Origin of the sequence: Bacillus sp. NTK034, assembly GCF_017303275.1 — a bacterium.
In the GTDB taxonomy this organism is placed as follows: domain Bacteria; phylum Bacillota; class Bacilli; order Bacillales; family Cytobacillaceae; genus Cytobacillus.
On the sequence record NZ_JAFKOJ010000002.1, the window covers coordinates 502,287 to 528,293 of the forward strand.

At 40.5% G+C, this 26,007-nt stretch carries 28 protein-coding genes; 6 read left to right on the forward strand and 22 right to left on the reverse strand.

Annotation, left to right across the window (positions count from 1 at the left end; all coding sequences use genetic code 11):
• Nucleotides 1–15 precede the first annotated feature (15 nt).
• The 7 genes from grpE to gpr all read right to left on the reverse strand — a co-directional run bounded on the left by grpE (nt 16) and on the right by gpr (nt 7,921).
• Nucleotides 16–621: a nucleotide exchange factor GrpE gene (gene grpE / locus JI665_RS08845; RefSeq protein ID WP_206838817.1), complete on the reverse strand. Its 606-nt coding sequence runs from the start codon at nt 619–621 to the stop codon at nt 16–18.
• A gap of 95 nt (nt 622–716) precedes the next feature.
• Complete coding sequence (hrcA, locus tag JI665_RS08850; protein ID WP_206838818.1) at nt 717–1,748, reverse strand: heat-inducible transcriptional repressor HrcA; 1,032 nt, start codon at nt 1,746–1,748, stop codon at nt 717–719.
• A gap of 122 nt (nt 1,749–1,870) precedes the next feature.
• Nucleotides 1,871–3,004: a radical SAM family heme chaperone HemW gene (hemW, locus tag JI665_RS08855; RefSeq protein ID WP_206838819.1), complete on the reverse strand. Its 1,134-nt coding sequence runs from the start codon at nt 3,002–3,004 to the stop codon at nt 1,871–1,873.
• 120 nt (nt 3,005–3,124) lie between these two features.
• Nucleotides 3,125–4,960, reverse strand: coding sequence for a translation elongation factor 4 (gene lepA, locus JI665_RS08860; RefSeq protein ID WP_211202481.1), 1,836 nt, complete (start codon nt 4,958–4,960; stop codon nt 3,125–3,127).
• 197 nt (nt 4,961–5,157) lie between these two features.
• Nucleotides 5,158–5,502, reverse strand: coding sequence for a YqxA family protein (locus tag JI665_RS08865; protein WP_206838820.1), 345 nt, complete (start codon nt 5,500–5,502; stop codon nt 5,158–5,160).
• Between the two features lie 17 nt (nt 5,503–5,519).
• Nucleotides 5,520–6,725, reverse strand: a complete 1,206-nt coding sequence (gene spoIIP, locus JI665_RS08870; protein ID WP_206838821.1) for a stage II sporulation protein P — start codon at nt 6,723–6,725, stop codon at nt 5,520–5,522.
• 68 nt (nt 6,726–6,793) lie between these two features.
• A complete protein-coding gene (gene gpr, locus JI665_RS08875) occupies nt 6,794–7,921 on the reverse strand; it encodes a GPR endopeptidase (RefSeq protein WP_206838822.1) in 1,128 nt (375 codons plus the stop codon).
• A gap of 268 nt (nt 7,922–8,189) precedes the next feature.
• On the opposite strand from gpr, the gene rpsT reads away from it, so the two are divergent.
• On the forward strand, nt 8,190–8,456 hold the full coding sequence (rpsT, locus tag JI665_RS08880; protein WP_206838823.1) for a 30S ribosomal protein S20: 267 nt from the start codon (nt 8,190–8,192) through the stop codon (nt 8,454–8,456).
• A gap of 142 nt (nt 8,457–8,598) precedes the next feature.
• Here rpsT and holA read toward each other — a convergent pair whose 3' ends face one another.
• Nucleotides 8,599–9,636, reverse strand: a complete 1,038-nt coding sequence (gene holA, locus JI665_RS08885; RefSeq protein ID WP_206838824.1) for a DNA polymerase III subunit delta — start codon at nt 9,634–9,636, stop codon at nt 8,599–8,601.
• Between the two features lie 447 nt (nt 9,637–10,083).
• Between holA and JI665_RS08890 the strand changes: the two genes are divergently transcribed.
• Entirely contained in the window at nt 10,084–10,218 is a 135-nt protein-coding gene (locus JI665_RS08890) for a YqzM family protein (protein WP_019382872.1), read from the forward strand.
• A gap of 134 nt (nt 10,219–10,352) precedes the next feature.
• Here JI665_RS08890 and JI665_RS08895 read toward each other — a convergent pair whose 3' ends face one another.
• From JI665_RS08895 to JI665_RS08905, 3 genes are all read right to left on the reverse strand, one after another.
• Nucleotides 10,353–12,683, reverse strand: coding sequence for a DNA internalization-related competence protein ComEC/Rec2 (locus tag JI665_RS08895; RefSeq protein ID WP_206838825.1), 2,331 nt, complete (start codon nt 12,681–12,683; stop codon nt 10,353–10,355).
• A gap of 69 nt (nt 12,684–12,752) precedes the next feature.
• Complete coding sequence (locus JI665_RS08900; RefSeq protein WP_206839304.1) at nt 12,753–13,316, reverse strand: ComE operon protein 2; 564 nt, start codon at nt 13,314–13,316, stop codon at nt 12,753–12,755.
• A gap of 116 nt (nt 13,317–13,432) precedes the next feature.
• Nucleotides 13,433–14,074: a helix-hairpin-helix domain-containing protein gene (locus JI665_RS08905; protein WP_206838826.1), complete on the reverse strand. Its 642-nt coding sequence runs from the start codon at nt 14,072–14,074 to the stop codon at nt 13,433–13,435.
• 89 nt (nt 14,075–14,163) lie between these two features.
• On the opposite strand from JI665_RS08905, the gene comER reads away from it, so the two are divergent.
• Nucleotides 14,164–14,988, forward strand: coding sequence for a late competence protein ComER (comER, locus tag JI665_RS08910; protein ID WP_206838828.1), 825 nt, complete (start codon nt 14,164–14,166; stop codon nt 14,986–14,988).
• An 82-nt stretch (nt 14,989–15,070) separates the two neighbouring features.
• Here the strand turns inward: comER and JI665_RS08915 are convergent, their stop codons facing one another.
• From JI665_RS08915 to JI665_RS08950, 8 genes are read right to left on the reverse strand one after another with little or no spacing between them, the layout of a single operon-like run.
• Nucleotides 15,071–15,820, reverse strand: a complete 750-nt coding sequence (locus tag JI665_RS08915) for a class I SAM-dependent DNA methyltransferase (RefSeq protein ID WP_206838830.1) — start codon at nt 15,818–15,820, stop codon at nt 15,071–15,073.
• A complete protein-coding gene (gene rsfS / locus JI665_RS08920) occupies nt 15,817–16,173 on the reverse strand; it encodes a ribosome silencing factor (RefSeq protein WP_206838832.1) in 357 nt (118 codons plus the stop codon). Before rsfS ends, JI665_RS08915 begins: the two co-directional genes overlap by 4 nt.
• A gap of 4 nt (nt 16,174–16,177) precedes the next feature.
• The gene (gene yqeK / locus JI665_RS08925) at nt 16,178–16,744 is read right to left on the reverse strand and encodes a bis(5'-nucleosyl)-tetraphosphatase (symmetrical) YqeK (RefSeq protein WP_206838834.1); all 567 of its coding nucleotides are present in this window, start codon (nt 16,742–16,744) and stop codon (nt 16,178–16,180) included.
• Nucleotides 16,734–17,303, reverse strand: a complete 570-nt coding sequence (locus JI665_RS08930) for a nicotinate-nucleotide adenylyltransferase (RefSeq protein ID WP_206838835.1) — start codon at nt 17,301–17,303, stop codon at nt 16,734–16,736. The genes yqeK and JI665_RS08930 overlap by 11 nt, the downstream gene beginning before the upstream one ends.
• Before the next feature lie 39 nt (nt 17,304–17,342).
• Nucleotides 17,343–17,633 (reverse strand): ribosome assembly RNA-binding protein YhbY, encoded by a 291-nt coding sequence (yhbY, locus tag JI665_RS08935; RefSeq protein WP_206838836.1) that lies wholly within the window; start codon nt 17,631–17,633, stop codon nt 17,343–17,345.
• Nucleotides 17,627–18,466 carry a shikimate dehydrogenase gene (gene aroE, locus JI665_RS08940; protein ID WP_206838837.1) on the reverse strand — a complete coding sequence of 280 codons (840 nt, stop codon included), beginning with the start codon at nt 18,464–18,466 and terminating at the stop codon, nt 17,627–17,629. Before aroE ends, yhbY begins: the two co-directional genes overlap by 7 nt.
• 47 nt (nt 18,467–18,513) lie before the next feature.
• The gene (gene yqeH / locus JI665_RS08945; RefSeq protein ID WP_206838838.1) at nt 18,514–19,620 is read right to left on the reverse strand and encodes a ribosome biogenesis GTPase YqeH; all 1,107 of its coding nucleotides are present in this window, start codon (nt 19,618–19,620) and stop codon (nt 18,514–18,516) included.
• A gap of 3 nt (nt 19,621–19,623) precedes the next feature.
• On the reverse strand, nt 19,624–20,139 hold the full coding sequence (locus tag JI665_RS08950) for a YqeG family HAD IIIA-type phosphatase (protein ID WP_206838839.1): 516 nt from the start codon (nt 20,137–20,139) through the stop codon (nt 19,624–19,626).
• Between the two features lie 517 nt (nt 20,140–20,656).
• On the opposite strand from JI665_RS08950, the gene JI665_RS08955 reads away from it, so the two are divergent.
• The gene (locus JI665_RS08955) at nt 20,657–20,797 is read left to right on the forward strand and encodes a sporulation histidine kinase inhibitor Sda (protein ID WP_009333041.1); all 141 of its coding nucleotides are present in this window, start codon (nt 20,657–20,659) and stop codon (nt 20,795–20,797) included.
• Nucleotides 20,798–20,871: 74 nt separating this feature from the next.
• Here JI665_RS08955 and JI665_RS08960 read toward each other — a convergent pair whose 3' ends face one another.
• Nucleotides 20,872–21,648 carry a phosphatidylserine decarboxylase gene (locus tag JI665_RS08960; protein WP_206838841.1) on the reverse strand — a complete coding sequence of 259 codons (777 nt, stop codon included), beginning with the start codon at nt 21,646–21,648 and terminating at the stop codon, nt 20,872–20,874.
• A gap of 272 nt (nt 21,649–21,920) precedes the next feature.
• Here JI665_RS08960 and pssA point away from each other — a divergent pair, with 272 nt between their 5' ends.
• A complete protein-coding gene (pssA, locus tag JI665_RS08965; protein WP_206838844.1) occupies nt 21,921–22,460 on the forward strand; it encodes a CDP-diacylglycerol--serine O-phosphatidyltransferase in 540 nt (179 codons plus the stop codon).
• Nucleotides 22,461–22,498: 38 nt separating this feature from the next.
• On the opposite strand, the gene JI665_RS08970 is transcribed toward pssA, so the two are convergent.
• Entirely contained in the window at nt 22,499–24,295 is a 1,797-nt protein-coding gene (locus JI665_RS08970; RefSeq protein WP_206838846.1) for a M3 family oligoendopeptidase, read from the reverse strand.
• Nucleotides 24,296–24,420: 125 nt separating this feature from the next.
• Entirely contained in the window at nt 24,421–24,576 is a 156-nt protein-coding gene (locus JI665_RS08975) for a hypothetical protein (protein ID WP_009333045.1), read from the reverse strand.
• Between the two features lie 456 nt (nt 24,577–25,032).
• Between JI665_RS08975 and JI665_RS08980 the strand changes: the two genes are divergently transcribed.
• Complete coding sequence (locus JI665_RS08980) at nt 25,033–25,995, forward strand: F510_1955 family glycosylhydrolase (protein ID WP_206838848.1); 963 nt, start codon at nt 25,033–25,035, stop codon at nt 25,993–25,995.
• Nucleotides 25,996–26,007 lie beyond the last annotated feature (12 nt).

Here is a 26,007-nt window from a genome sequence, read left to right on the forward strand (position 1 = left end):
TCCCCAAATATGTAATTATTGATTTACTTTAACCATTGATGGACGAATGACTCTGTCCTTTAACTTGTAGCCTTTTTGGAACTCTTCAACCACGATATTGGAATCAAAATTCCCATCTTCCACCTGCATCACAGCCTGGTGTAAATGAGGATCAAATTCTTTCCCAACTGCTTCAATCTGCTCTGCACCTTCTTTTTTTATAGCCTCCAGCAAACTTCGGTAAACCATTTCCATACCTTGAAGGATAGATTTAGCCTGTTCATTTTCAGCTTCCATCTGAAGTGCTCTCTCAAAATTGTCAATTGCAGGCAGCAAATCGGAGATTAAGCTCTGTGCTCTATATTTTTCAGACGCTTCAAGGTCAAGCCTCGCACGGCGCCGGGAATTTTCAAAATCAGCCTGAAGGCGGTAGATGCGATTTTCTTCCTCTTCCAGCTTCCCTTCCAATTCAGCAATTTTCGCTTTCGCTGCAGTAAGCTCTGCATCAGTGCTTCCCTCACCAGTACCAGCTTCTGCTTCTGCAAATACCTCTTCAATAGGTGCCTCATTTTCAGTTCCTTCAGGTTCGTTTGTTTGTTCATTTAATTCTTGGTTTAGTGTTTCTTTCTCTTCTGCCAACATGTTCACCTCCCTTAAAGAATGGATGGTTCTTCGAAATAATAACCATAAGGAAAGGAGTGGAAAGGTATTTCCACCCTTAATCAATATTTCCACCATCACCTGTTTTGATACAGTTTAGATAAAACAGCTGATAGGTCTGCACTGATATAGTTTAATAAGCTAATGACTCTCGAATATTCCATTCTGGTCGGCCCAAGAATGGCGATAGTACCGAGCTGTTCGGTCCCGATTGAATAGCTTGCTGTTATCAGGCTGCAGTTTTCCATTGCTGAATTATTATTTTCCCGGCCGATTTTTATATTGATTCCTGACTTATTTTTACGAATTAAATCATATATGCCTTCTTCCTGCTCGATCATATTCATAAGGTTTTTAACCTTTTCAATATCATGAAACTCTGGCTGGCTGAGCATATTTGTTTTACCGCCGAAGAAAAGCTTATCATAGGCCGGTATCTTGATTGTATCGGCAATTGAATTCAGCATTAGATCATAATTATTGATATGGTGCCTTAAAAGAACGGCAACCTCTTTATATAACTTATTGTTCAGACTTTCCAATGGTGCACCGGCAAGCCGGTCATTAAGAATATTGACTACCTTCTCCAAATCCCCAGCATCAATACTTTCAGGCAAGTGGAACATCCTGTTCTCGACATGGCCTGTATCTGTGACAATAATTGCTATCGCTGTTTCTTTATTCAAGGGAACAATCTGAATTTTCTTCAGCTTGTTATCCCTTACTGCAGGCCCGAGGACAATGGATGTATAATTTGTCAGCTCAGAAAGAATTTTTGCCGATTTTTGAACGATTTTCTCCAGCTCATAGAGTCTCTCCGCAAAGATTGATTGTACTTTGTGGATATCATGCTGATTTAATTTTTGCGGGGATAAAAGGTGATCCACGTAGTAGCGGTACCCCTTTTCAGATGGAATCCTCCCCGATGAGGTGTGTGTTTTTTCAATAAACCCAAGTTCCTCTAAATCAGCCATCTCATTTCTGATCGTTGCGGAACTAAAAGAAATTTCATCTTTTTTCGACAAGGTTCTCGATCCGACAGGCTGTGCAGTTTGAATAAAATCATCAACAATTACTTGAAAAATTAATAATTGACGATCTGTTAACACAGGTATCACCTCTGTTAGCACTCTTTGTTCCTGAGTGCTAATTCTACTAATAAATTATCAAATCAAACGTGCAGTGTCAATAATTTGGCTTTCTTTTTTCCCGACGCTATACCCATGCCTGATTACCCTATAAACGATTGGAATACTTCATTTCCAAGAAAACGTCCTTGTTTTGTCAATTTAATATGCTCTTCCCCTGCAATAATTAATTCTTTTTCAGTATGCTGTTTAATTTGGACTTCAAACAGATCAAGGGGATCTTTGCCAAATTTCTCTTTAAAGCGACTTATTGAGACACCTTCCGTTTTTCTCAGTCCAAGAAACATTTCCTCTTCCATCTGTTCACTCAAGGTCACTTTATGCTCTTCCAGGATCGGAAGCTGTTCGTTTTCAATAGGCTCCATATATTTTTTCAAGGGTCCGTGATTGGAACGGCGAAGCCCTTTTACATAGCCATGTGCACCGGCTCCAAAGCCAAAGTACCATTCATTATCCCAATAAGTGATGTTATGCCGGCTCTCAAAGCCTGGTTTTGCAAAATTGCTGATTTCATATTGAGCAAAGCCGTGTTTCTCCATTTGTTCCATTAATAATTCATACATCTCAGCTTCCACATCTTCTCCAGGAGTAGGCAGCTTCCCTTTCCTCATCAGATTATAGAATACCGTTTTGGGTTCAATGATCAGCGAATAGCCCGAATAATGGACAATATCCAGGGTGAATGATGTTTCGAGTGTATCTTGAAAATCCTGAAGTGTCTGACCCGGAAGACTGTAGATAAGATCGATGCTGATGTTATCAAAACCGACTTTTTTTGCAGCTTCAATTGATTGAAAAACGTCTTTTGCTCTGTGCGACCTTCCTATTCTTTTTAAGAGTTCATCGTTGAAGGTCTGAACGCCAAAGCTAAGCCGGTTGACTCCAGCATCATGCAATATTTGAAGTTTTTCTATAGAGAGATCTCCAGGGTTAGCTTCGAAGCTAAATTCTGTGAAAGAGTCATAGGGAAGCTGCCGTTTGATTGTGCCGCAAAGCTGTTCAAGCTGTTTCTCGTTAAGCGCAGTTGGCGTACCGCCCCCGACAAAGATGGAGTCTAGACGGGATGCAGGTGTTTCTTTCAAAGCAAGATTCATCTCTTTATCAAGAGAGTCCAGATATTCTCCTACTGGCTGGTTCTTCAAGAATACTTTATTAAAATCACAGTAATGACAAATATGTTCACAAAATGGGATGTGTATATAAGCTGCTTTAATCATTTATTTCACTACTTTCATCATTCAATCAACGTTCATAAACAGCGGATTCCTAAATAAAAAGAGGCTAGTGCTGTTATTATTATGACAGCATATCTAACCTCTTAAAACAAAGCAAATATTTTACTTTTTAGGGCTGTTATCGTCCATCTTCAAAACTGCCATGAAGGCTTCCTGCGGAACTTCAACAGAACCAACCTGTTTCATCCGCTTTTTACCTTCTTTCTGCTTCTCCAATAATTTGCGCTTACGGGAGATGTCTCCGCCGTAACATTTCGCCAATACATTTTTGCGAATGGCTTTAATGGTTGAGCGGGCTACAATTTTCTGGCCAATCGCCGCTTGAATAGGAACCTCAAACTGCTGACGGGGAATTAGGTCTTTTAACTTCTCAACGATTACTTTTCCTCTTTCATAAGCAAAATCCTTATGAACGATAAAGCTCAATGCGTCTACCTTTTCTGCATTTAACAGAATATCCATTTTAACAAGTTTTGATGGCTTGTACCCTATTAATTCATAATCAAAAGAAGCATATCCTTTTGTATTGGATTTCAGCTGATCAAAGAAATCATAAACAATTTCCGATAAAGGAATTTCATATATAATGTTTACTCTGGTTTCATCCATGTATTGCATATCAATAAAGATGCCGCGTTTTTGCTGGCAAAGTTCCATGATGGCTCCCACATAATCATTCGGCGCCATCATTGTAGCTTTTACATAAGGTTCTTCGACACGGTCAATCTTTTGCGGATCAGGCATATTTGATGGATTATCCACTTTAACCTCTGTGCCATCAGTCAGTATGACATCATAAATAACACTTGGTGCTGTTGTAATCAAATCAATTTTGAATTCGCGCTCAATGCGCTCCTGGATGATTTCCATGTGAAGCAATCCAAGGAAACCGCAGCGGAATCCAAAGCCAAGCGCTTGCGATGTTTCAGGCTCAAACTGCAGGGCAGAATCATTCAGTTCCAGCTTTTCTAGCGCTTCACGCAAATCATTGAACTTGGCGCTGTCTATTGGATAAAGTCCGCAATAAACCATCGGATTCATCTTTCTGTACCCAGGAAGAGCTTCGGCTGCACCATTTTTCGCACTCGTGATGGTATCACCTACACGTGTATCGCCAACATTTTTGATAGCAGCAGTCAAAAAGCCGACGTCTCCAACTGACAATTCAGCCAATGGAGTGGATTTAGGAGTAAACACTCCAACCTCAGTAACTTCAAACTCTTTGCCAGTTGCCATCATTTTAATTTTATCCCCTACTTTAACCGTACCTTCCACCACACGGATGTAGGCTACTACACCGCGGTAGGCATCATAAAGGGAGTCAAATATAAGCGCCTTTAAAGGGGCTTCAGGATCACCTACTGGAGCGGGCACTTTTTCAACGACCTGTTCAAGGATTTCTTCAATGCCGATCCCTGCTTTTGCTGAAGCAAGTACCGCTTCAGAAGCATCCAGGCCGATGACTTCTTCGATCTCATTGCGCACCCGTTCCGGATCTGCACTTGGAAGGTCAATTTTATTGATGATCGGAAGAATCTCAAGATCATTATCCAAAGCCAGATAAACATTTGCAAGAGTCTGTGCTTCAATACCCTGAGCCGCATCTACAACCAGGATTGCGCCTTCACAGGCTGCCAGACTTCGGGATACTTCATATGTAAAATCGACGTGTCCCGGGGTATCTATTAAATGAAAAGTGTATATCTCTCCATCTTTAGCTTTATATTTTAGCTGAACGGAATTAAGCTTGATCGTGATGCCGCGCTCTCTTTCGAGGTCCATTGAATCAAGGAGCTGATCCTTCATTTCGCGCGATGTCAGCGCATTGGTTTTTTCAAGGATTCTGTCCGCCAAAGTCGACTTGCCATGGTCTATGTGGGCGATAATGGAAAAATTCCTAATTTTCTCTTGCCTTTTAAGTCTTTCTTCTCTGTTCATTATTTATAATTCAACTCCTACTATAAGAAAAGCGCAAGCGCCTTAATACAGGCGCCTGGAGCCAGGTGTGGTCAATTTAAAATAGTCCTTTTAGTTTATACACTATTTTTGATTATATCAGTACGTATGTGAAGATTCAATGCTAAGCTTTACGTCTCTAACTGTTCAAAAAAAAATAAGACTGCTTCATGAGCAGCCTATTTTCCGGCTATTAAGTCTGTGATCAATGCGACCGTTTTTTCTGTCAGCTCTGATAAGCCTTCGGAGATGCTTTTTCCCACAGATGAAAAGAAATTATATGCCTTCATTTCTTCAAGCTTTTCTTTTTTCTGCTGAAGATCATGGCTGGACACATCATTACCCAGGACAGAAGCCTGCACTTCACCTTCATTGGTTTCATTTAAGGTTAAGGCACTTTTGAAATCTTCGTCATGGAAACCCTTCATTCTGTGGATTCCATCATTTGCCTGCTGCATTCCAAATAATACTGAGACAAACATAAACGCTGCCAGAAAAAGAGCTTTTAGCATAAATATTTTCATTCCGCATCATCCTAATACTATTTCTTTTCTGATTCACCGTCAGCTGGTGAATTCACTTCCTCGGCCTGCCAATAATATTCACTGAACACTTCTGCGAGTGCTTCAGCCGAACGGTTTAATTCTTCAAACGTATTATCAACTCCGCCAAATTCAATGAGGATAGCATTTCCCGATAAATCCTGATTGAAGTTTCCATTTGTCCCAGCGCCTTCTTTTTTCATGATTCCCCTGCTTAACCCTTTGTACTTAACGTTCAACCTATCATGCAGCTCTTTCGCAAATTTTAAGTTCTCTTCGTAATTCGGGTTATTTCCACCAATAATGAAAGCTAGTTTGGCATAAGACTCTCCGTTTATTTCTTTCGTTGTGTCTTTTTTTCTTTTTGAATCACGGTGAATATCGATTAAGTAAGACAAATCCCGGTTTGACGTAATTGCAGCCTGGACAACTTCTCTGGATTCCTGATAGGAACGTCCATACGTTAATCCTTTTTTGCTTAAATTCCCCTGGATATCCGTTTTGTCAACAAAGGTCCCTATTCCTTTGCTTTCCATCTCATCCTTAAGCTTATCACCAATCTTAGTAACGTTAATTTTGGAATGAAAGGCTGCATCAGGATTGGTTACACCCTTCAGATAAGGAAGATAGGATTCCGTATTATGAGAAAAATAAACATAGACTGGTTTTTTATCACCCGTAGACATCGGCGGTGTTTTGGACTGTTTCGTATCACCATCCGGCTCAAGTCCTTCGGTGTTTTGCAGGGCTGCCTCCTGTTCTGCCATCAGCACTTCGATAGGAGGAGAAGATTCCACAGGCATGTTTGTATAATCCGTTCCTTCACCAGCAACAAGGATTTTACTGTCATAAATAGAGAAAAATGGAAGCTCCCTTCCCAGAAGGCTTCTGGGATCATCCAAATTGACATTTGTGGATAGCTTAAAAACCAAATTGGCAAATCCCGGGGGAGAACTGTTTTCAGAAACCCCCTGGAGAAATGCGTGGTTTTCCCATCCGAGAAAATGGTAAAGCATTTCTCCTGTAAGGCTGTTCGCAGCAGAATTAACTGAAGAGGAGCTGATTCTGTATTCCGGCTTTAATGAAGTTAATGCTCCGCTTATTGAAAATATCATAAATAGAAAAAGCAAAAATCCGCCTATGGCTTTCAGTAAGCTTGTCCCTTGAATGGTTACTACAAGTCCGTTCGATTTAAAAGGTTTCATTGCTCCACCTCTCCTTGCTAGTCTAGTAAATGTTATGACTTTGCTAGAGAAGATAGAACAGTTATTTCCTATCTGGTATAAAAACCGGCATTATCCTGATTCACTTTTTGATGAAGTGCTGCGTTCAAACCGTTAGCAAGTAAATTGGACATATCTTCAATAAATACATCCACTTCCTTTGGAGTCACCATAAGGTTGTGGCCCAAAGGAGACAGAACTTCATAAATAAGCTTCCGCTTCTCCTCTTCAGGCAAGGTTCCAATCATGCCAAGAAAGGTTTTTCTATGATGTTCCTCCGGCAGATCATCATCTGTAAGCTTTCTTTTCTCTCCAAAAGTCATTCCTGCAGGAGCAAGAGCACGTGATGGACGGCCGCCTTCTTTCATTTCCTTCCCGAAATGCTTCAGGATGTAATCAATTGTATCGCTTGTGATGGATACGGCATCGACAACCGTTGGGATGCCAATCGCTATGACAGGTATCCCTAAAGTCTCTTTGCTGATTTCTTTTCGTTTATTCCCGACACCAGAACCAGGGTGAATCCCTGTATCCGAAATTTGAATAGTAGAATTGACTCTTTCAATTGATCGGGAAGCAAGTGCATCGATTGCAATGACAAAATCGGGCTTTGTTTTTTCAACAATGCCATAAATAATGTCACTTGTTTCTATCCCTGTCAGGCCCATTACTCCCGGAGAAATAGCACTTACTGGCCGATAGCCTTCTTCAACGCTTTCAGGCTGCAGCTGATAGAGATGTCTTGTGATAAGCAAATTTTCGCAAACTTGCGGACCAAGTGCATCGGGAGTCACATTCCAATTTCCCAGGCCGACAATTAAACAGGATGCATCTTCATTGATTCCCAGCTGTTTTATAAATTGGGAGAATTCACTTGCAAATACAGACTCCACTTTGTGCTGCAGCTCCGTATCCTGCTGGCGTATGCCCGTCACTTCAAGGGTCAGATATTTTCCCTCTTTTTTCCCCAATGCCTCTGCACCTTCTTTTGTTACTTCAACAAAAGAAATTTTTATATCATTTTCTTCTTTTTCTTTAATTATTACGCCTTTTATTTGGGAAAGATTCTCCTGCTGATGAATATTGTCTTTCTGCCTGTCAGAAATAACCATTTCCCTGGCTTCAATGGCAAGGTCCGTTCGGACTGAGTACTGGCTTAAATCTATTGATTCCTTCATAACTTATCCCTCACATTCTCAGCTTTTTAGGTTATTGGAAAATACCACACAATATACTAAAATTCGGATATATTCTATCATTGCCTTTTAAGTCCAAAAACATGCAGAATAAGAATTAACTTCCCTAATAATGGGTGTCAGTAATTTTGATTACAGAGTATTGCATTATGCCCCCGTGTTTGATAAAATATCACTTGTTCTTAATTATTGTTAATGAATGTGAATGTCGAGTTATAGAATCTCGATGCTTTTTCAGGAGGTGAATGGAATGCCAAACATTAAATCTGCTATTAAGCGTGTTAAAACTAGCGAAGATCGCAACGCTCATAACGCTACAGTTAAATCAGCAATGCGTACAGCTGTTAAGAAAGTTGATGCTGCGGTCGTAAACAACGATTCTGCTGCTGCAACTGCATCTTTCGCTGATGCTGCTCGTAAACTAGACAAAGCTGCTGCAAAAGGTCTTATCCACAAAAATGCTGCTGCCCGTAAAAAGTCTCGTTTAATGAAAAAAATGAACTCTTTAAACGCTTAATGTTTGAAGATATCGGCTATCTTAAGGGATAGCCTTTTATTTTACATAAAAAAGCGGTCCAATTGGACCGCTTTTTTATGTAATCAGATTTCATAATTTTGTCACAGCCCTCAAGGTGTCAAAGGCGGAAAAAACCTATCTCTTAAGGATTTTTTCTAAGAGCCTGACTTTGCAGACGAAACAGGAACATTTCAATCAGCATGGTTTTATTCATGCCTCCAGTTTTCATTTGGTAATCTGCATCAGCAAGCAAGCTTATGATCGCTGCAAGTTCTTCGTCTGCAAAAAGCTGCGCATGTCCAGCCGCCAGTTTCACCCGGAAAGGATGAATTTTCAAATAGCCGGCAATCTGCTGCTGGCCGTAGCCTCTCCTTGCAAGCTCCTTCACCTGATAAATTAATCTGAACTGCCCAGTAATAACAGATAAAATCTTAATTGGTTCTTCATTTTGCTTTAATAAATCATAATAAATTCTCAGGGCTTCTTCTATTTTGCGGTGAACAACCTTATCTACAAGGGAAAAAATGTTTTGCTCCAATGACCTTGATACCATTTTCTCTGCCATTTGTTCATCGATTCGCTTCGTGTCATTCGCATATAAAGCTAATTTATCGATTTCGTTTGTCAAGATAAATAGGTTGGTGCCTGCCAATGTCAATATTAGCTCAACTGCCGATTCATCAATCTGCACGCCGTTAATTGCTGCCCGTTCCCTGATCCAGGCTTTCAATTCACCTTCATTTAGTTTCTTTGCTTCAAGGACTGCAGCCGTTTTTTTCAATTGTTTAGTTATTTTTTTCCGGTCATCCAGCTTTTCTGCAGTTGAGGAGAATACCACCACTGAATACGGGGCAGGCGCTTTAATATAGGCTTCCAGCTTAGACAGGTTATGCTCCTGCTTAGCTTTCGATTTTTCAGATGTTAAAAATACTGGGTTATGTAAAAAGATCAGTCTTCTTTCCCCCATAAACGGAAATGTCTCCGCATCTTCAAGTGCTGTATCGATTGGGGTTTCCTCAAGGTCATAAGAGGATAAATTAAAATCAGCTTCATCTTCGCTTAGCACATTGTTGATTAGAAGCTGCTTCGTTTCGTTTATAAGATAGGGTTCTGTTCCATATAATAAATAAATAGGAGCAAAACTTTTCGCTTTTATCTGCTTCCAAATATCAAAAACCAATTTATTTCTCTCCGTTCGCCTTACATTGTATTCACTTTATCGCAGTCTAACGGGCAGTAAGCCCCCCCTCTTCAAGACTCATAGTAAGCAAAGAGGGATAAGTGGGGGGAAACTGACCGTAAAGGCCCGATTGGTTCAGCTAACAATCAGTGGGGGATAACCCCCCACTGATTGAAGTTTCACTTTATATCCTAAAGAAGCAGCGGCAATTTGACAAGACATAAGAAATTGGCGCCCGTAAGAACGCCAATTTCCAATCTATATAGAACGCTGCCGCCTGAGGCCCGGGATACTCAGGAAGCTGCGGTGCACCTTTGTTCTATTATTTTCCCCTTGATGTGCCGGCATATTTGTGACAACTCCTGCTATTGCAGGAAAAGGGCAGGGGAACTCTAGATTTTTTTATTTGAATGACTTATACTATATAGGAAATAGGAGGGGTAGACTGTGAACGAATTTGAAAAGAACGTCCAAAGCAAACGTAATGATGCCATCGACTCTGGAGTAGGATTCATCGTATCATTCGGTTTCTTCGCAACGTTATTTGTTATTGCAACAGTCATTAAATTTTTAGGAGCTTAATGGCTACATACAGTAAGTAATAGTGTCTCAATACTTCTGACACACCGAGGCTGCCTCAGCAGTCTCTTTTTTTGTAGCTGTAAGTGATAGGCATTGAGAGTATAGTAAGGAAGCTGAAGCATTTCTAACATATACTATGGAAGCTGAACGGAAAAGGTTCCTGAATTCCCTTTAAAAAAGTAGGTAACCGCCCCTTGCTCATCGGTTCTCAGAACATGCACATTAAAGTCTTTAAGCCTGTCCATTACATCATTATGTGGATGCCCATACCTGTTGTTTCTGCCTGCAGAAATAACGGCAATCCTCGGCTTAACAGCCGCCAGAAATGAATCTGTTGTGGAGGTTTTGCTTCCATGATGTGCAATTTTTAAAACATCAATTTTTAAATTGGAATAAGATCTTATAAGCTGACTTTCCCCCGTTTCCTCCAAATCTCCGGTAAACAGCCAGTTGAGGCCACCCACTTTGGCAAAAAGGACAATCGAGCTATCATTTTTCCCTGTATACACGTCCTCCGTCTGATCTCCAAATGGAGACAAAACTTGAAAAACGGAATCCCCTTTTGACCAGTTTTCTCCAGATTTAGTGAATACAATATTGCATTTTTTTAATTTAGCCTGAACAATCAAATCCTTCTCCTCCTCTGAGATTTCCGCTCCCTGTGAAAAAACAACAGACTTTACCCTCATTTCCCTAATCACAGCTGATGCTCCTCCAATGTGATCCATATCCCCGTGAGTCAAAAAAAACTTATCTATTTTACTTATCCCTTTGCTTTTCAGAAAAGGCACTACCGTGTCCTTTCCAGTTTCATAAGGATCGCTTCTCATCCTCCAATCCTCAGTGTCAAACGTAAGCGTCCCTCCTGCATCTATCAAATAATTCCCTCTTCCATATGGAAGCTTTATCAGAATACTGTCACCCTGCCCAACATCAATAAATGTAATTTCACCGGCAGGATTAAATACATTCGATAAGTAATGAATTAATATTGCAAGGATTGGGAGCACACCGCTTTTGATTAGAACCTTTTTATTTTTTGACCTCTCCCAGCCGGCAAAGAATGCGGGTATCAGCAGCAGATATACAATCAGCATAATCAGGGATGGCCTGCCAAGGACAAGGGTCGAGTTAGGAATGGCCGAAAGCACTTCAGCAATCCAATTTAGAAAACTGATGAGGTTTTCAAATACATTGAGCAAGAAATCAGCTTTCCCCCCTGATAATAAATCAAGAATGAAAAGAATCAACACCACCGGAAGGATTATGGAAGAATATAAAGGCACAAAAATAAGATTGGCAATTATGGAAATAATCGATACCTCATAAAAATGCCACAGAAGGATCGGAATGGCAGCCATCTGGCAAACAAAAGAAACTGTCAGGATAGCAGCGTATGATTCAGAAAATCTTCTGAGGATGATGGGAGCTGAGAGAATAAGCGATAAGGCGACAGTAAACGAAAGCTGAAACCCGGCATTATAGATGATATAAGGAGAGATAAAAAGGTAGCCAATAAACACAATAGAGATAACATCAGCTAATTGAACAGGGAATTTCAGCTTCTTTGCCAGCAAAACAAGAAGCATCATAAACACAGCCCGCAGAACAGATGGTGCTGCTCCTGTCAGGATTGCATATAACGGCAAAACCAATAATAAGATGCTGGTCATTTTTTCTCTGGTGATTCCGGCACGTATACCCGCAAGAAAGAACATCCCGGCAAGCATTCCCACATGAAGGCCGGATATCGCAAGCAAATGGATAATTCCAATTTTCTGATAAGAAGCAATGGTATCCTGCTCAATAAAATCACGATTGCCGAAAACAAGAGCAATAGCAAGTGGAGCTGTCTGTTCAGGGAAATGGTCCAGGATATAATGAATTCCCGTCTCTCTTATTTTTAAAATGGTTAATGTGGGGCTGTTTTTACGGTAACTGCAATCAGAGAGGTTTAACTGTTCCAATTCGAGGATCCAAAAGATGCTGTTGTGGTTTAGATATTCCTGATAGCTGAAGGAATTAGGATTGGTGGAGGTTGAAGGAGTCTTTAAGGTGCCTTTTACCCGGCATGTCATTCCTGTTCCCAGGTGGTCTGCAAGGAACTTTTTTTCTGTTTCCGATTTAATTTTATACCTTACTGCCAGCTTTTCTTTTTTATCGGCTAATTCAATTAAGACTGAAAGAAGGTCTCCATCTATCCTTGCAGATTCTTTCATTGTTATTTCGAAATCACGCTCATTTCCTTCAAGGCTTGTCCTGTTGTGTTCGGATGCAAATTCACTTCGCATGATGAAGGCAAGGAAAATCATTAACAGGATGGCTGCGTTTTTGAACGATAAAATATTTCTTTTTAGGAGGAAAAAAGTCAGAAGAAAAAAAACAATAGCAATAGCCGGATGAAAAAAAAATGTCAAATTTCCCAGCAGTGAGGCAGCAGCTGCATAGATCCATCTGCCTTTCATAACATCTGCTCCTTTAGTTTTGTGGAGAGGAGTAAGGCCTTATCATTTCAGGTATTACTCCTCAATGGGTTAATTCTGAAAAAGCTTGTCCTTTGTTTCTTTATAGCTTTTTACCAAGTCACGATCTTTTCCGCTTTTTTCAAGCTCATTTATTAATTCTTCTATAAAATCACGTTTTTCTTGTTTGCTGTCATCAAAGGAAACCTTTTCTGCTATTACCTGCACAGTTTTCACTCCAGCCTTCTCAAAGAGTTCAATTCCATAAGGGTGATTTTTATAGTCCTGTGCGTAATATACTGTTTTAATGCCTGCCTGTATAATCGCTTTGCAGCATTGGAGGCATGGAAAATGGGTTACATATATTTCTGCATCACTTGTAGGCACCCCGAATTTTGCACACTGTAAAATTGCATTCATTTCCGCATGAATGGTTCTGACACAATGGTTATCAATAACATAGCAGCCTTCATCAATACAATGTTCACCGCCGGCAATCGATCCATTATAGCCGCCGGCAATGATCCTCTTATCCCTTACAATAGTTGCCCCAACAGCAAGCCTTGTACAAGTGCTCCTCAAAGCAAGCAAATGACTTTGTGCCATAAAATATTGGTTCCAGGAAATCCGATCCATTTTTGCAGTCTCTCCCCTTCCGTCTTTTCCGCAGGCGTATGTGCCAGAGTTCAAAAACATAGCTTTTTCTCTCAATAAGTGTAAGCCTCATACTCGTTAAGGTCAATGGAATGAAATTATTTTACACTAATTTGTTCTTTGAGTTTTTCATAGGTTTTCTCTCCTATCCCTGATATTAATTTCAAGTCCGCAATATCCTTAAAGGATCCGTTTGTCTCGCGGTATTCAATTATGGCTGCGGCCTTGGACGGGCCGATTCCAGGCAATGTCTGTAATTCCGATTCATCAGCTTGGTTTAAATTTATCTTTCCGTTATCTTGCTGTCCCCTCTCCTCGAAATTTCCACCCGCTGCGGCCTCCTCGAGAACTTCTCCCTTTTCCGGAACATATATGACCATTTCATCCGTAATATTGAGGGCAAAATTGATTTTAGCTCCATCTGCTTTATCCGTCAGTCCGCCTGCTTTTTCCAGCAGGTCGATCCCCCTGTCACCTTCAGCCGCTTCGTACACTCCCGGCTTTTGTACAGCACCTTTAATATCTGCCTTCATTGGCTGTGGCTTCTGTCCAGCCGGTCCATCACCTACTATTTCTAATTCTTTATCACCACCTTCAATTTCATTTAATGGAACTGGCTGTTCAATCTCATGAAATACTTTATTCTCTTGAACAGGCATGAAGAAATAATAGACGAATGCAGCCAGTGCAATGGCGGCTCCTGCTAAGTAAGTTTTATGTGTTTTTATCCATTCAGGCATTAAGGATCGATCCTTTCTTTTTGGAATAAATGTTTTTTTGATACATATCGTTATATGAGAGAGCTTGCTTTTAAAGGAGGGATGATGCAATGAAAATCGGTATTATTGGCACAGGTAACATGGGGAGGATACTGACCGAGGCTTTCCTCGATGGAGGAACCGTTTCCCCATCCTCCATGACGATTACCAATCGGACAGCGGCAAAAGCGATGGAAATAAAGGAAACTCATCAGGATATTAATGTTGTAAAGAATGCAGAAGAGGCTGCACATCGATCTTCGCTTATCTTTATTTGTGTAAAGCCTCATGATGTGTATAATGTCGTTCAGGATATTTTGCCGTTCCTGTCAAAAGATAAATGTGTAGTTTCAATCACCAGCCCTATTAGTGTAAAACAGCTTGAATCTATACTGCCTTGTTCAGCAGCCAGGGCGATTCCAAGCATAACAAATCGGGCCTTATCAGGGGTTTCGCTATTATCATTTGGTGAACAGTGCAGCGAGCAATGGAAAGGGATACTTAATAAGCTTTTTGAAAGCATCTCCACGCCTGTCTTTATCGAGGAAAACATAACCCGGGTTTCGTCGGATATTGTCAGCTGCGGACCTGCCTTTTTCAGCTATTTGACGCAGCGGTTCATCAATGCGGCAGTTGCAGAAACGGAGATTGATAAAGAGACAGCTACAAAGCTTGCAGGAGAGATGCTGATCGGACTTGGGGATTTACTGAAAAAGGGTTTTTATACATTGCCGACATTACAGGAGAAGGTATGTGTAAAAGGAGGAATTACAGGAGAGGGAATAAAAATTCTTGAAAGCGAGCTTGGTACAATATTTGAGCACTTATTCCAGGCAACACATTCCAAGTATGACGAAGACCTTGTTGAGGTAAAAAAACAGTACTCTCTCCATTAGCTATTCGATGCTAATGGAAATAATCCTTCTTATTTCTAAAAAAACAGCCGGATTGCTTCAGTCAATCCGGCTGTTTTATATATTAGTTCCTTTTCTTTGCAATAAAAATGATTCGTTCAGCCTGACTGCCTGGAGGGCCCTCTTCAAAATCTGCTGAAATCTCAAGCAGTTCAAATCCGCATTCCCTAAGCCAGCTTTCATATTGATCAATAGGATAAGTGCGCTGGAAGTGAAGCTCGTCATAGCGGTCATACTTTCCAGTTTCTTCTTCCAGGACAAAAAATGAAAGATCATGCTCCACAGAATTAGGGTATTCACCCTGATAGCTGTGCCAGATATATGAAATTTCCTCATCATTTTCAGCAAATGTCTGGTTCATGAATATCTGCATGATTTTATAAATGGAGTGGACATCAAAAATAAAAAGACCATCACTTCTCAAATGACTGTGGACCCGCTTGAAGGTGTCTTTCACTTCTGATTCCGTCTCCAGATAATTCAAAGAATCACAAAAGATGCCTATAATATCAAATTCATTGAACCCTTCAAGCTCTGCCATGTTCTGCAGGTAAAAGGGGATTTGAACACCGTTCTGTTCTGCCTTTGTCTGTGCTACAGCCAGCATATCCTCTGATAAGTCCACACCAGTAACCTCATAACCCTGTTTACTTAGCCTTATGGAAAGCTGCCCGGTGCCGCAGGCAAGGTCCAGCAGTTTTTTTCCGGGTACATTAAATTCCGCATGCTTTTCATTGACCAATTTAATCCAGCTGTCATAAGGGACATCTTCCATCAGCCTGTCATAAAGATAAGCGAACTTTCCGTAGCTCATTGGTTAAGCATGCCTTGAACGTTCTCGACCGGTGCATCGCCCCAAAGTCTTTCCAGATTATAGTAGCTTCTTTCATCCTTATGGAAAATATGAGCAACTACATCACCCATATCAACTAAAATCCACCTTGCTTCATCAAAACCTTCCATTCTTTTTACAGCAAACCCATGCTCTTCAGATTTTTCTTTCATTTCACGAGCTATGGCCTGCACTTGTTTATCAGAGTTGCCGTGGCAAATTACAAAGTAGTCTGAAATCAGGGAAATGCCTTTCATATTAAGTACCGTTATATCTTCAGCCCGTTTATCATCCGCTGCTTTAACTGCCGTCACCAGCAATGTATTTTCATTCATTTAATCAATCCTCCTTATTCATTACAAGGTCATTATAAGTTTGGAAGGACGCTGGAAAAACCGGCTGCCCTTTTTTCATTAAAAACATGACGGTATTTTGGACAGCCTTGATTAAAGCCTTGTCCAGATTCGTCCGCGCTAAATCACGAACTTCATCAACACCCGGAAAACGCCTTCCAGGTTCAATATAATCCGCTAGATAAATGATCTTTTCAAGAAGTGCCATTCCCGGCCTGCCGGAAGTATGGTACCGTATAGCATCTAAGACCTCTTTATCATTAATTCCCACTTCTTTCTCAGTCAGAAAAGCACCGACAGGAGCATGCCAAAGTTCACTATTGTACTCCAGAAGCTCACTTGGCATTCCTTCCTTAATGATAATTTCCCTCATTTCTTCCTTAGGACGGAACTTAGCATAATCATGAAAAATGGCCGCCAGTTCCGCTTTTTTTATATCAGCACCATATTCCGCTGCGAGGCTGATGGCTGTTTCCATCACTCCTACTGTATGAATGTAGCGATGTTCAGTCAGCTGTTCCTTTACGATTGCAAGAGCCTGTTCACGATTCATATAAATGATTCTCCTTTATATAACTCCTTATAGCATCCGGTACCAGATAGCGAATAGTTCCGCCTTCCTTTACACGGCTTCTGATCATACTGGAGGATATCCCCATTTCCGGCACGTCAGCATAAAGAATCGGATACGGAGTCTGCAAATTGTAAGATGGCCGCCTCACTCCTATAAAGATAATCAATTCAAGAAGTTTGTCAATGTTATGCCACTTGGGCAGATACTCAACCATGTCAGCACCAATAATAAAATAAAATTGCGTTTGAGGATAGTTTTCCTTCAAAATCCTGATTGTATCGTAGGTAAATGAAGGACCTTCGCGCTCCAGCTCAATCAATTCCAATTTAAAACCGGGTTGACTCTGCAATGCCAGTTTCAGCATTTCCGTACGATCGCTGCTGCTGACATTATCAGACCTTTTTTTATGGGGAGGTTCCTGGTTCGGCATAAACCAGACTTCATCCAAACCATGGGAAGACATGACCTCATTCGCGATGATGAGATGGCCTAAATGAGGCGGATTAAAGGTCCCTCCGAGTATGCCTACTTTTTCCATTTACACTCCTCCATACATCCAGTTTTACAATTAAGAAACTTACGGCAAGTCGATTTGTTTGTTTTCTTTCGATTCTTTATATAAAACAATTATATTTCCGATGATTTGTACAACATCAGCCTTTGCGCCTTTTGACAGCTGCTGCGCCACCGTATCCCTGTCTTCTTCACAGTTTTGAAGGATTGAAACCTTTAATAATTCACGGGATTCCAGCGCTTCTCCTACTTGCTTAATCATATTTTCATTTACTCCGCCCTTTCCCACTTGGAAAATCGGGTTTAAATGATGGGCTTTTGATCGTAAAAAACGTTTTTGCTTTCCTGTTAGCATGATAAACCTCCCAGTTGATTTAAAACTTTATGTCTCATTCTTTCAATTTCAGGTTCAATGCCAGTCCACATCTCAAAAGCAAGTGCTCCCTGATATACAAACATGTCAATACCATTCTGAATTCCCGCACCCTTTGCAGCAGCTTCCACCAGAAGCCTTGTTTGAAGCGGATTGTATATGATATCACTGACAAAGGCTTCCGGCTTTAGCTTATGTACTGAAAGCGGGCTTTGGCCAATTTCAGGATGCATCCCTATCGATGTAGTCTGAACAATAAGATCGTATGTCCCCAGGCTTTCCTCTGCGTCCATTCTGTTCAGCACCCGCGCAGGAACCTGAAAGGGGCAATCATTAATAATATGTTCGGCCCTTAGTGGAGTCCGATTGCAAATATCCAGAAGCTCAGGACCTTCTTTGGCAATTGTAAAATAAATGGCTCTCGCAGCTCCGCCTGCCCCCACTATGAGCACTTTTTTGTCTTTAATTGATTGTTTTTGATTCAGAAGGCCCTTTACATACCCGCTCCCATCCGTATTAAAGCCTATTAGCTTTCCATCATGATTGACCACTGTATTAACTGCTCCAATAGCCTCTGCCAGGGGATCCAGTTCATCTAATAGAGGGATAATAGCCTCCTTATGCGGTACTGTAACATTAAAGCCCGCAATACCCATTGCCCTGAACCCTTTAATAGCATCTGAAAGATTTTTCCTGGATATATGGAATGGATGATAATGAGCATCAAGACTGTAAGCGTTAAATAAATCATTATGCATAGCTGGGGACATTGAATGGGAAATCGGATCTCCAATCACCCCAAACAGCTTTTTCAAAATTCCTCACCCCTTTTGAAAAGCGTAAGCAGCTGCAGGTTCGCAGCCTAAATTAAAGACTTCCTTATCATAGCATGGACACCTTTAGGAACATAAGCAGCTACTTTGGCCCCGCCTTCATTTACAGTAATCCATCCAAGCCCTGAAAATACTATATCTGTTTTTGGTTCTTTTATTGTGAATTCATGTTTCACAAGCTCTGGGAAGGTTTCCATCTGTTCTTCTCTTGGAGGTGTGAGCATCTCTCCCGCATGATTCCGATACAGCTCATCCGCCTTTTCTGTTTTGGTGCGGTGAATAGTTAGTTCATTGGAGAAATGGCAAACAAATGAACGTCGTCCCCCGGCAATGTAATCAAATCTTGCCAGTCCGCCAAAGAATAGAGTCTGCTCTTCATTAAGCTGGTAAACCTTAGGCTTTATCTCCTTTTTAGGTGTTATAACCTTTAAATCCCTTTTATCTACATAATGGGCCATTTGATGATGGTTTATTATACCTGGAGTATCTACTAAGGCTTTTCCGTCAGATAAAGGTATTTCGATAATATCAAGAGTTGTGCCAGGGAAGTGGGAAGTTGTTATGACATCGCCTTCACCTGTTACTTCCTTTAATATACGATTGATGAATGTGGATTTACCTACATTCGTACACCCTACTACATACACGTCTTTTCCTTCCCGGTAATGGTCGATAGCTGCTGCTATCTCGTTAATGGAATACCCTTTCGCAGCACTTGCCAGATAGACTTCTTCCGGTTTCAATCCCAGCTGTTTGGATTCCTGCTTCATCCAGTTAATCAGCTTGTTTGTTTTCACCGACTTTGGAAGAAGGTCAACTTTGTTTCCGACAAGAAGAATTTTATTGCTGCCTACAAAACGGTGAAGCCCCGGCAGCCAGCTCCCGTTAAAATCAAAGATGTCCACAATCTTCACGATCAGTGCATCACTTTGCCCAATTTCATTCAGGATCTTAAGAAAATCATCATCAGTCAAGCTTACATCCTGAACTTCATTATAATGTTTCAGCCTAAAACAGCGCTGGCAAATAATCGTTTCCTTCTGCAGAGCTGATTGAGGTGCATATCCCAACTCCTCAGAATTTTCTGTTTGAACTTTTACTCCACAGCCTATGCAAACAAATTGCTCTTCACTCACTTTTTAATCCTCCCACTGAATCATTCCCTTTTTTCTGAACCAATTTAATATTCGTCTTTCCACCAGCCGATTAAATTTTGTAAAAAATCCGTCAGTTTGAGCAACAGGCACGACCAAAATAGTATGGAAGCCGCTTCTGTTTCCCCCCAGGACGTCAGTCAGCAATTGATCACCAATCACAACTGTTTCTTCTTTTCCCAGCCCCATCTCTGATAGAGCTCTTAGGAAGGCCCTGCCCATTGGCTTTCTAGCCTGGTAAATAAATGGAATTTCAAGAGGGTCGGAAAAAGCCTTAACCCGATTTTCATTATTATTTGACACAATGGTAACCTTGATGTTGCTTTGCTTCATTTCTTCAAACCAGCTAATCAGCTTCGGCGTTGCATTTGGCCTGTCCCATTCGACTAATGTATTATCCAGGTCCGTGATAATTCCTTTAACTCCCTTTTCCTGTAAACTGTGGGGAGTAATTTCAAATATACTTTTAACATGCTGATCAGGCAAAAAATGCTTTAACACTATATTTACACCTCAATCATTTATCGTATGGTCCAACAATAGCCCTCAAATAGCTCCCGGGCTTTATTAATAATTAGCTTCAGCAGAGTTTTCACTATAGAAAACACCGATTCCATCATATCCAATTTCATCCGCTCTTTCAAAAGAAAAACTGGCGGACACAATCCAGCTGTTCTATTTTATACGATTCCACAAAATGGGGAAAGACACTCAAAACTCAGTAAATTTCCATGGAATAGGCGTATTTTATGCTTAAAATAAAAATTTTTCGACAAAAAGCTACTGCTCTTCCACCCTGTGGATAACTTTATGCACATAATCCAATATGATTTTTATACTTTTTCCCTTTTTATAAACAAAATAATCACAGGTTATCCACGGTTTCCTGTGGATAAGAGAACAGTTGTTCTAATCGTTTAATTTTGCTAGAGTAGGGGTACAACATAAAATCTTACATTATATGTATAAAATAATTCTTTTAGAACTTAAATATCAAGTACCTGGAGGTGGGACAGGAATGCGTAAACTGTCAGATGATTTACTAATCGAATCATATTATAAAGCAAAGGAACTGCAGCTTAGCAAAGACTTCATTCGTTTAATCGAAACAGAAATCCACCGTCGCTCACTATCAAACAGAATAAAAGTAACTTCTTAAAAATGGACAAGCCCTAAATAGGGCTTTTTTTATTCTCCGTATTCCTTATAAACCGAAATAACTGGACCATACATTCACATTAGAGTTCCAATCCGCTCCCCTACTTTAATGTGAGCAGGAGTCCTGATTGACTTTTCAAGTTCGAATTTACCTTGCTCAAACAGGAGAATGACAGTAGAGCCGAAGGTAAAATAGGCCATTTCCTTTCCTTTTTCAAGTTGATCCCCTTTATGAGTAAGCTCAATGGAATTTACAAACATAGCACCAACCTTCACAATCGCGATTGCTGCATCTCCATGCCTCACTTCAGTTATGCTCCGATAATTTTTGGAAAGTGTGTCTCTTCCATATTTTAATCCCCATTTGTTGACCGGAAAAGACTTCAGCCCAAGAATCCATTGATCTGCTACCTTTCCAGTGACAGGGCTGTGTATCCTATGATAATGGCTCGGACTTAAATAAAAGATCATATAAGTGCCGCCCGCATATTTTCCTGCTTTATTTTCACCCAGCATCTCAGAGATTGAATAGTTTTTTCCTTTTACTGTAATCATACGATCCTCACGGATGCTCCCAACATCTTCGATTACCGCATCTACCGGGCTTACTGCCGAGTCAGGGCTCACATCTGTTACTCTTGCACCTTCTTTTAGCCTTCTAATGAAAAACTCATGAAGTGTTGGATATTCATGGAGGTTTTTTTCCATTTCACTCTCATTTATATTAAAAATCCTTGTAAAAGATGGAATGACCCACCTGCTCAAATTTGATTTAGCAAATTTCTGCAGCATCCCGGATGTCCATCTTCCATTTGTCAATTCAATCAGCAGGCGATATACAGGTTTTAACAAATGACATGCCCCCTAAAAAATATGTTCTTTACGAACAGGCATAAAAAGCATAGAATAAAATATTATTATATAACATATAAAACTAAGTTTGCCATAGACTTCCTCAGATTTGACGCTTTTTTTATTTTTGGCTTTCTTGAAATACTTTGTTTTACATATTATTTTCCCTTCCATATAATTCCCAATTATCAGTAAATTTTAACACATTGCCCATAAGAAAAAACTTCTTATAGTCTGCAAGCTGTGATTCCCAGGTGCAAGGAGTGTTTGACATGTTTTTACAGGATGTTCTTGACTTAACCATTAAGAAGCTAAAGGCACAGACAGCCAATATCTTAACTCTGTCTAACCTGTTCTTAGGGTGCTTTGCTATTTTATTTTCTATTAATGATAATTTGAAATTGAGTGTGCTGCTGATCTTTATCGCAGCTCTTGCTGACCGTTTTGATGGGATGGCAGCAAGAAAAATGAATATTGAATCGGATTTAGGAAAACAGCTGGATTCCATGAGTGATATTATTTCTTTTGGTGTTGCTCCTGCACTGCTCCTATACATAGGCGTCCTTTATGATTTTGGGGCACCAGGAGCCTTCTTAACTGCTCTATATATCGGATGTGGAGCTTTGCGGCTGGCCCGTTTTAACATCTGTGAAAATAATGGCTATTTTACAGGCTTGCCGATAACGGCTGCCGGCTGTCTGGCCACTTTATGCTTTCTCGCAGTTCCATATTGGCCTTCGCCATTATTTCTCTTTATCATGTTGACACTTTCCATTTTAATGATAAGCCCTTTCAGGCTGAAAAAAGTGTAAAAAGAGCCGTGCTCAAAAGAGCGCGGCTTCTATTTTTATTAGTTTGCTGTTAATGCCAGGAACTCTTCCACATCGTCCATGCATAATTGAACGGCACTTTCCCAGAACTCAGGTTTTGTTAAATCGGCATTTAAATGCTTCATAGCCAAATCTTCGACTGTCATCGATGCTGTATCCTTCAATAATGCTATATATTTTTCTTCATACCCTTTTCCTTCTTTAAGAGCCTGTGCATAGATTCCAAGCGAGAACAAATATCCGAAAGTATATGGGAAATTATAAAACGGCACGCCAGTAATAAAGAAATGGAGCTTTGAAGCCCAGAAAGATGGATGATACTCATCAAGGGCGCTGCCATAAGCTTCTTTTTGGGCACCCGTCATGATTTCATTCAGACGGTCCGCACTTACATTTCCCCGTTTTCTTTCTTCATAGAATCGTGTTTCAAACAGGAATCGTGCATGTATATTCATTAGCAGCGCAACAGACCTTTGCACTTTATCTTCTAAAAGCGCCAGTTTCTCTTCTTCTGATCCTGCATTTTTCACTGCTGCATCAGAGACAATCATTTCTGCAAAAGTAGAAGCTGTCTCAGCAACATTCATGGCATAGTTTCGATTAAGCAAATGAAGATCCCTCATTGCGTATGTATGAAAACCATGCCCCAGTTCATGTGCCAGGGTTGAAACATTGGATGGTGTCCCTGAGTATGTCATAAAGATCCTTGATTGGCTGCTTTCAGGGAAGTAGGTATGGAATCCGCCAGGCGCCTTTCCTGGACGATCTTCTGCTTCAATCCATTTTTCTTCAAACGCTTTTTTAGAAAAGGCAGTCATTTCTTCTCCAAAGTGAGCAAACTGCTCAAGGATAAAGTCAGCACCCTGCTGATAGGTTAATTTTGTTTCTGACTTGGAGAGCGGGGCATCCAGGTCATACCAGCTTAATTTTTCTAAGCCTAGAAGCTCAGCTTTTCTCTCCAAATATTTAACTAGAGGTGCTTTATTTCTGGAGATTACATCCCACATTGTATCCAGAGTTTCTTTTTTCATCCTGTTTATGTCCAGAGGTTCTTTGAGGAAGTCATTCCAGCCTCTTAATTTATAAACATTTAATCTAAAACCGGCTAAATGATTTAAGGTTTTAGATAAATAGTCAGACTGGCCGTTCCATGATTTTTCCCAGTTATCAAAAACTTCCTTGCGCAAAGTTCTGTCAGGACTTGAAAACTTATTAGCAGCCTGTCCAACTGAAAGCTGCTTTATCTCGCCATCTTCAGTGTAAGGAATTTTTAAATTTCCTACTATTACGTCATACATCTGGCCCCATCCGTGGTAACCATCAACAGAAAGGGCATTTATGACAGTTTCTTCCTCTTGCGGAAGTCTTTCTGAGGCATTTTCGCGTCGTTCGTTTAATACAAATGATAGTTCATTTAATAAATTATTATTTATAATTTGCTCCCAAGAACTTTGTTCTATACTTGCAAGCTTCTGATCAAATACAGTTAAAGCGTTTTGAAAAGCTGCACTAAGCTCCGTAGTTGCCCCTCTAAGGTCTTTCGCTTTCTTATCCCCGGTATTCTGGGCCTGAAGACAGCTTACAAAAGCACCAGCCTGTCGCACTTTTCTTGCTGTCTGCTGGAAAAGCTCAATGATTTCACTTATTTCAGCTGCATCTTCAGCTGAATTAACAGGCTGCCATTTATGTATTTGATTAAAAAATGAATCAATATGCTTTCTTGTCTCCTGTAAATGCTGATCAAATTCTGCTGAGTCGCTTCCACCCTTAAAAAAGACATTCAAATCCCATACTGACGAATAGGCTGTTACAGTCATATGATCCCCCCATAAAAATTTCGATTACAGAAATATTATACCGTGATTTTTCCGAAATTTCTATAAAATACTCTATATAAAAAAGAAGCCCACACCCTGAGGTATGAGTCAACTGCTGGTTACATCTACCTGAAATAGCCTCCGCCATAGTATGCAAATCCTCCAAATACAAGCAGCAGGATCAGCAATACAACGACGAGGGCAAGCCAGAATCCTCCGCCTCCATAATAACCGCATGGATAAGGAGGGGGAACGGGATAACCGCCATAACCATAAGGCATATCCTTTACCTCCCTTCGCCTTCTATTACTAAGATATGTAATTAAAGGACCAGCGTTTAGGCTTTTGCACTAAAATAACGGTGAAAAATCGGTAATTTCTTAGCACCGCTATTAGAATAGTTCATAGAATATACTAGAAGGAATTTTATGGGAGGAGTGTTAAATGAAGATTATCTCAATCTGCAAGATATGCAAAGGCACAGGCAGCATTAGAGCATGTAAATTCATAAAGAAATCCTGCCCTGCCTGCAAGGGATACGGCAAAGTGACTAAACACCTTTCCGATTTCAAAAAAGAGGAACGGAAAAAGTTTTTTCTTCACTCTTAACACGGAACACGGAGCAATTTATATGAACCCTTCCACAGGCAAGGGTTTTTTATTTTACGCTGAAATACTATATAATGACATCGATAATGATCATAACCATTGAACTGATATGAATTGGAGTGAAATGAATGAAACAAGGCAGAACGATTTTGGCAGTTCTCCTGTTATTGCTCGCAGCTGGCTGTACTGCTGAAGAAGAGCAAAGTAAAAAAACTGCTGAGGAACCTTCAAGTACTTTAGAAGAGGCTGACTATTCTATTATTGAGGCATCAGCTCAGCAAATCGACCATATCCAAGGAATCGGATACCCGGGAAATGATACTGGACTCTACCTATCATCCAGCGATGGCTTAAAGTTTTTTAAAGAAGGCATTTGGCATGAGGCCACTTCCGCTAACCATGACTACATGGGTTTTCAGGCAGTCAAAGATGGATTTATTGTCAGCGGCCATCCCGATAAGAACTCTGTCATAAAAAACCCTCTTGGTATTGTGAAAAGCACTGATAAAGGAGCTTCCTTCAAGAACCTGGCTTTTAGCGGAACAAGTTCCTTTCCTTTTTTGGCTGCCGGCTATGAAACAAATATTATCTATATGATCAATCAGGAAAAAAGCGACGAGCTTGAAGCAGGTGTCTACCGATCACAGGACACAGGAAAAACATGGGATCCAGTCAGCTTAAACGGGCTTGAGGCCGACACACTTGGTATGATTGCGGCACATCCAACTCATCCGGAAATAATGGCCATGTCCACAAGAAGCGGCATCTTCTTATCACAGGATAAAGGTGAAACCGTGAAATTAGTATCTGAGCCAATCATGGCTACAGCTCTCACTTTCACGGAAAATAGCCTGTACTACGCGTATGCAGATCAGGAAAAGGTTCAGATGAGCAAAATCGATCTTAAAACAATGGAAAACTCACAAATCAAAATTCCTTTTCTCAGCTATGACAACCCTATTACATACATTTCTGCCGATAATAAATCTAAGGGAAGGCTTGCTATTTCAACCTATCTCAAGGATTTATATGAATCCGCAGACAGCGGTGTGAACTGGCAGCTTTTATTAAAAAATGGAAGAATAGAATAACCAAAGGGACAG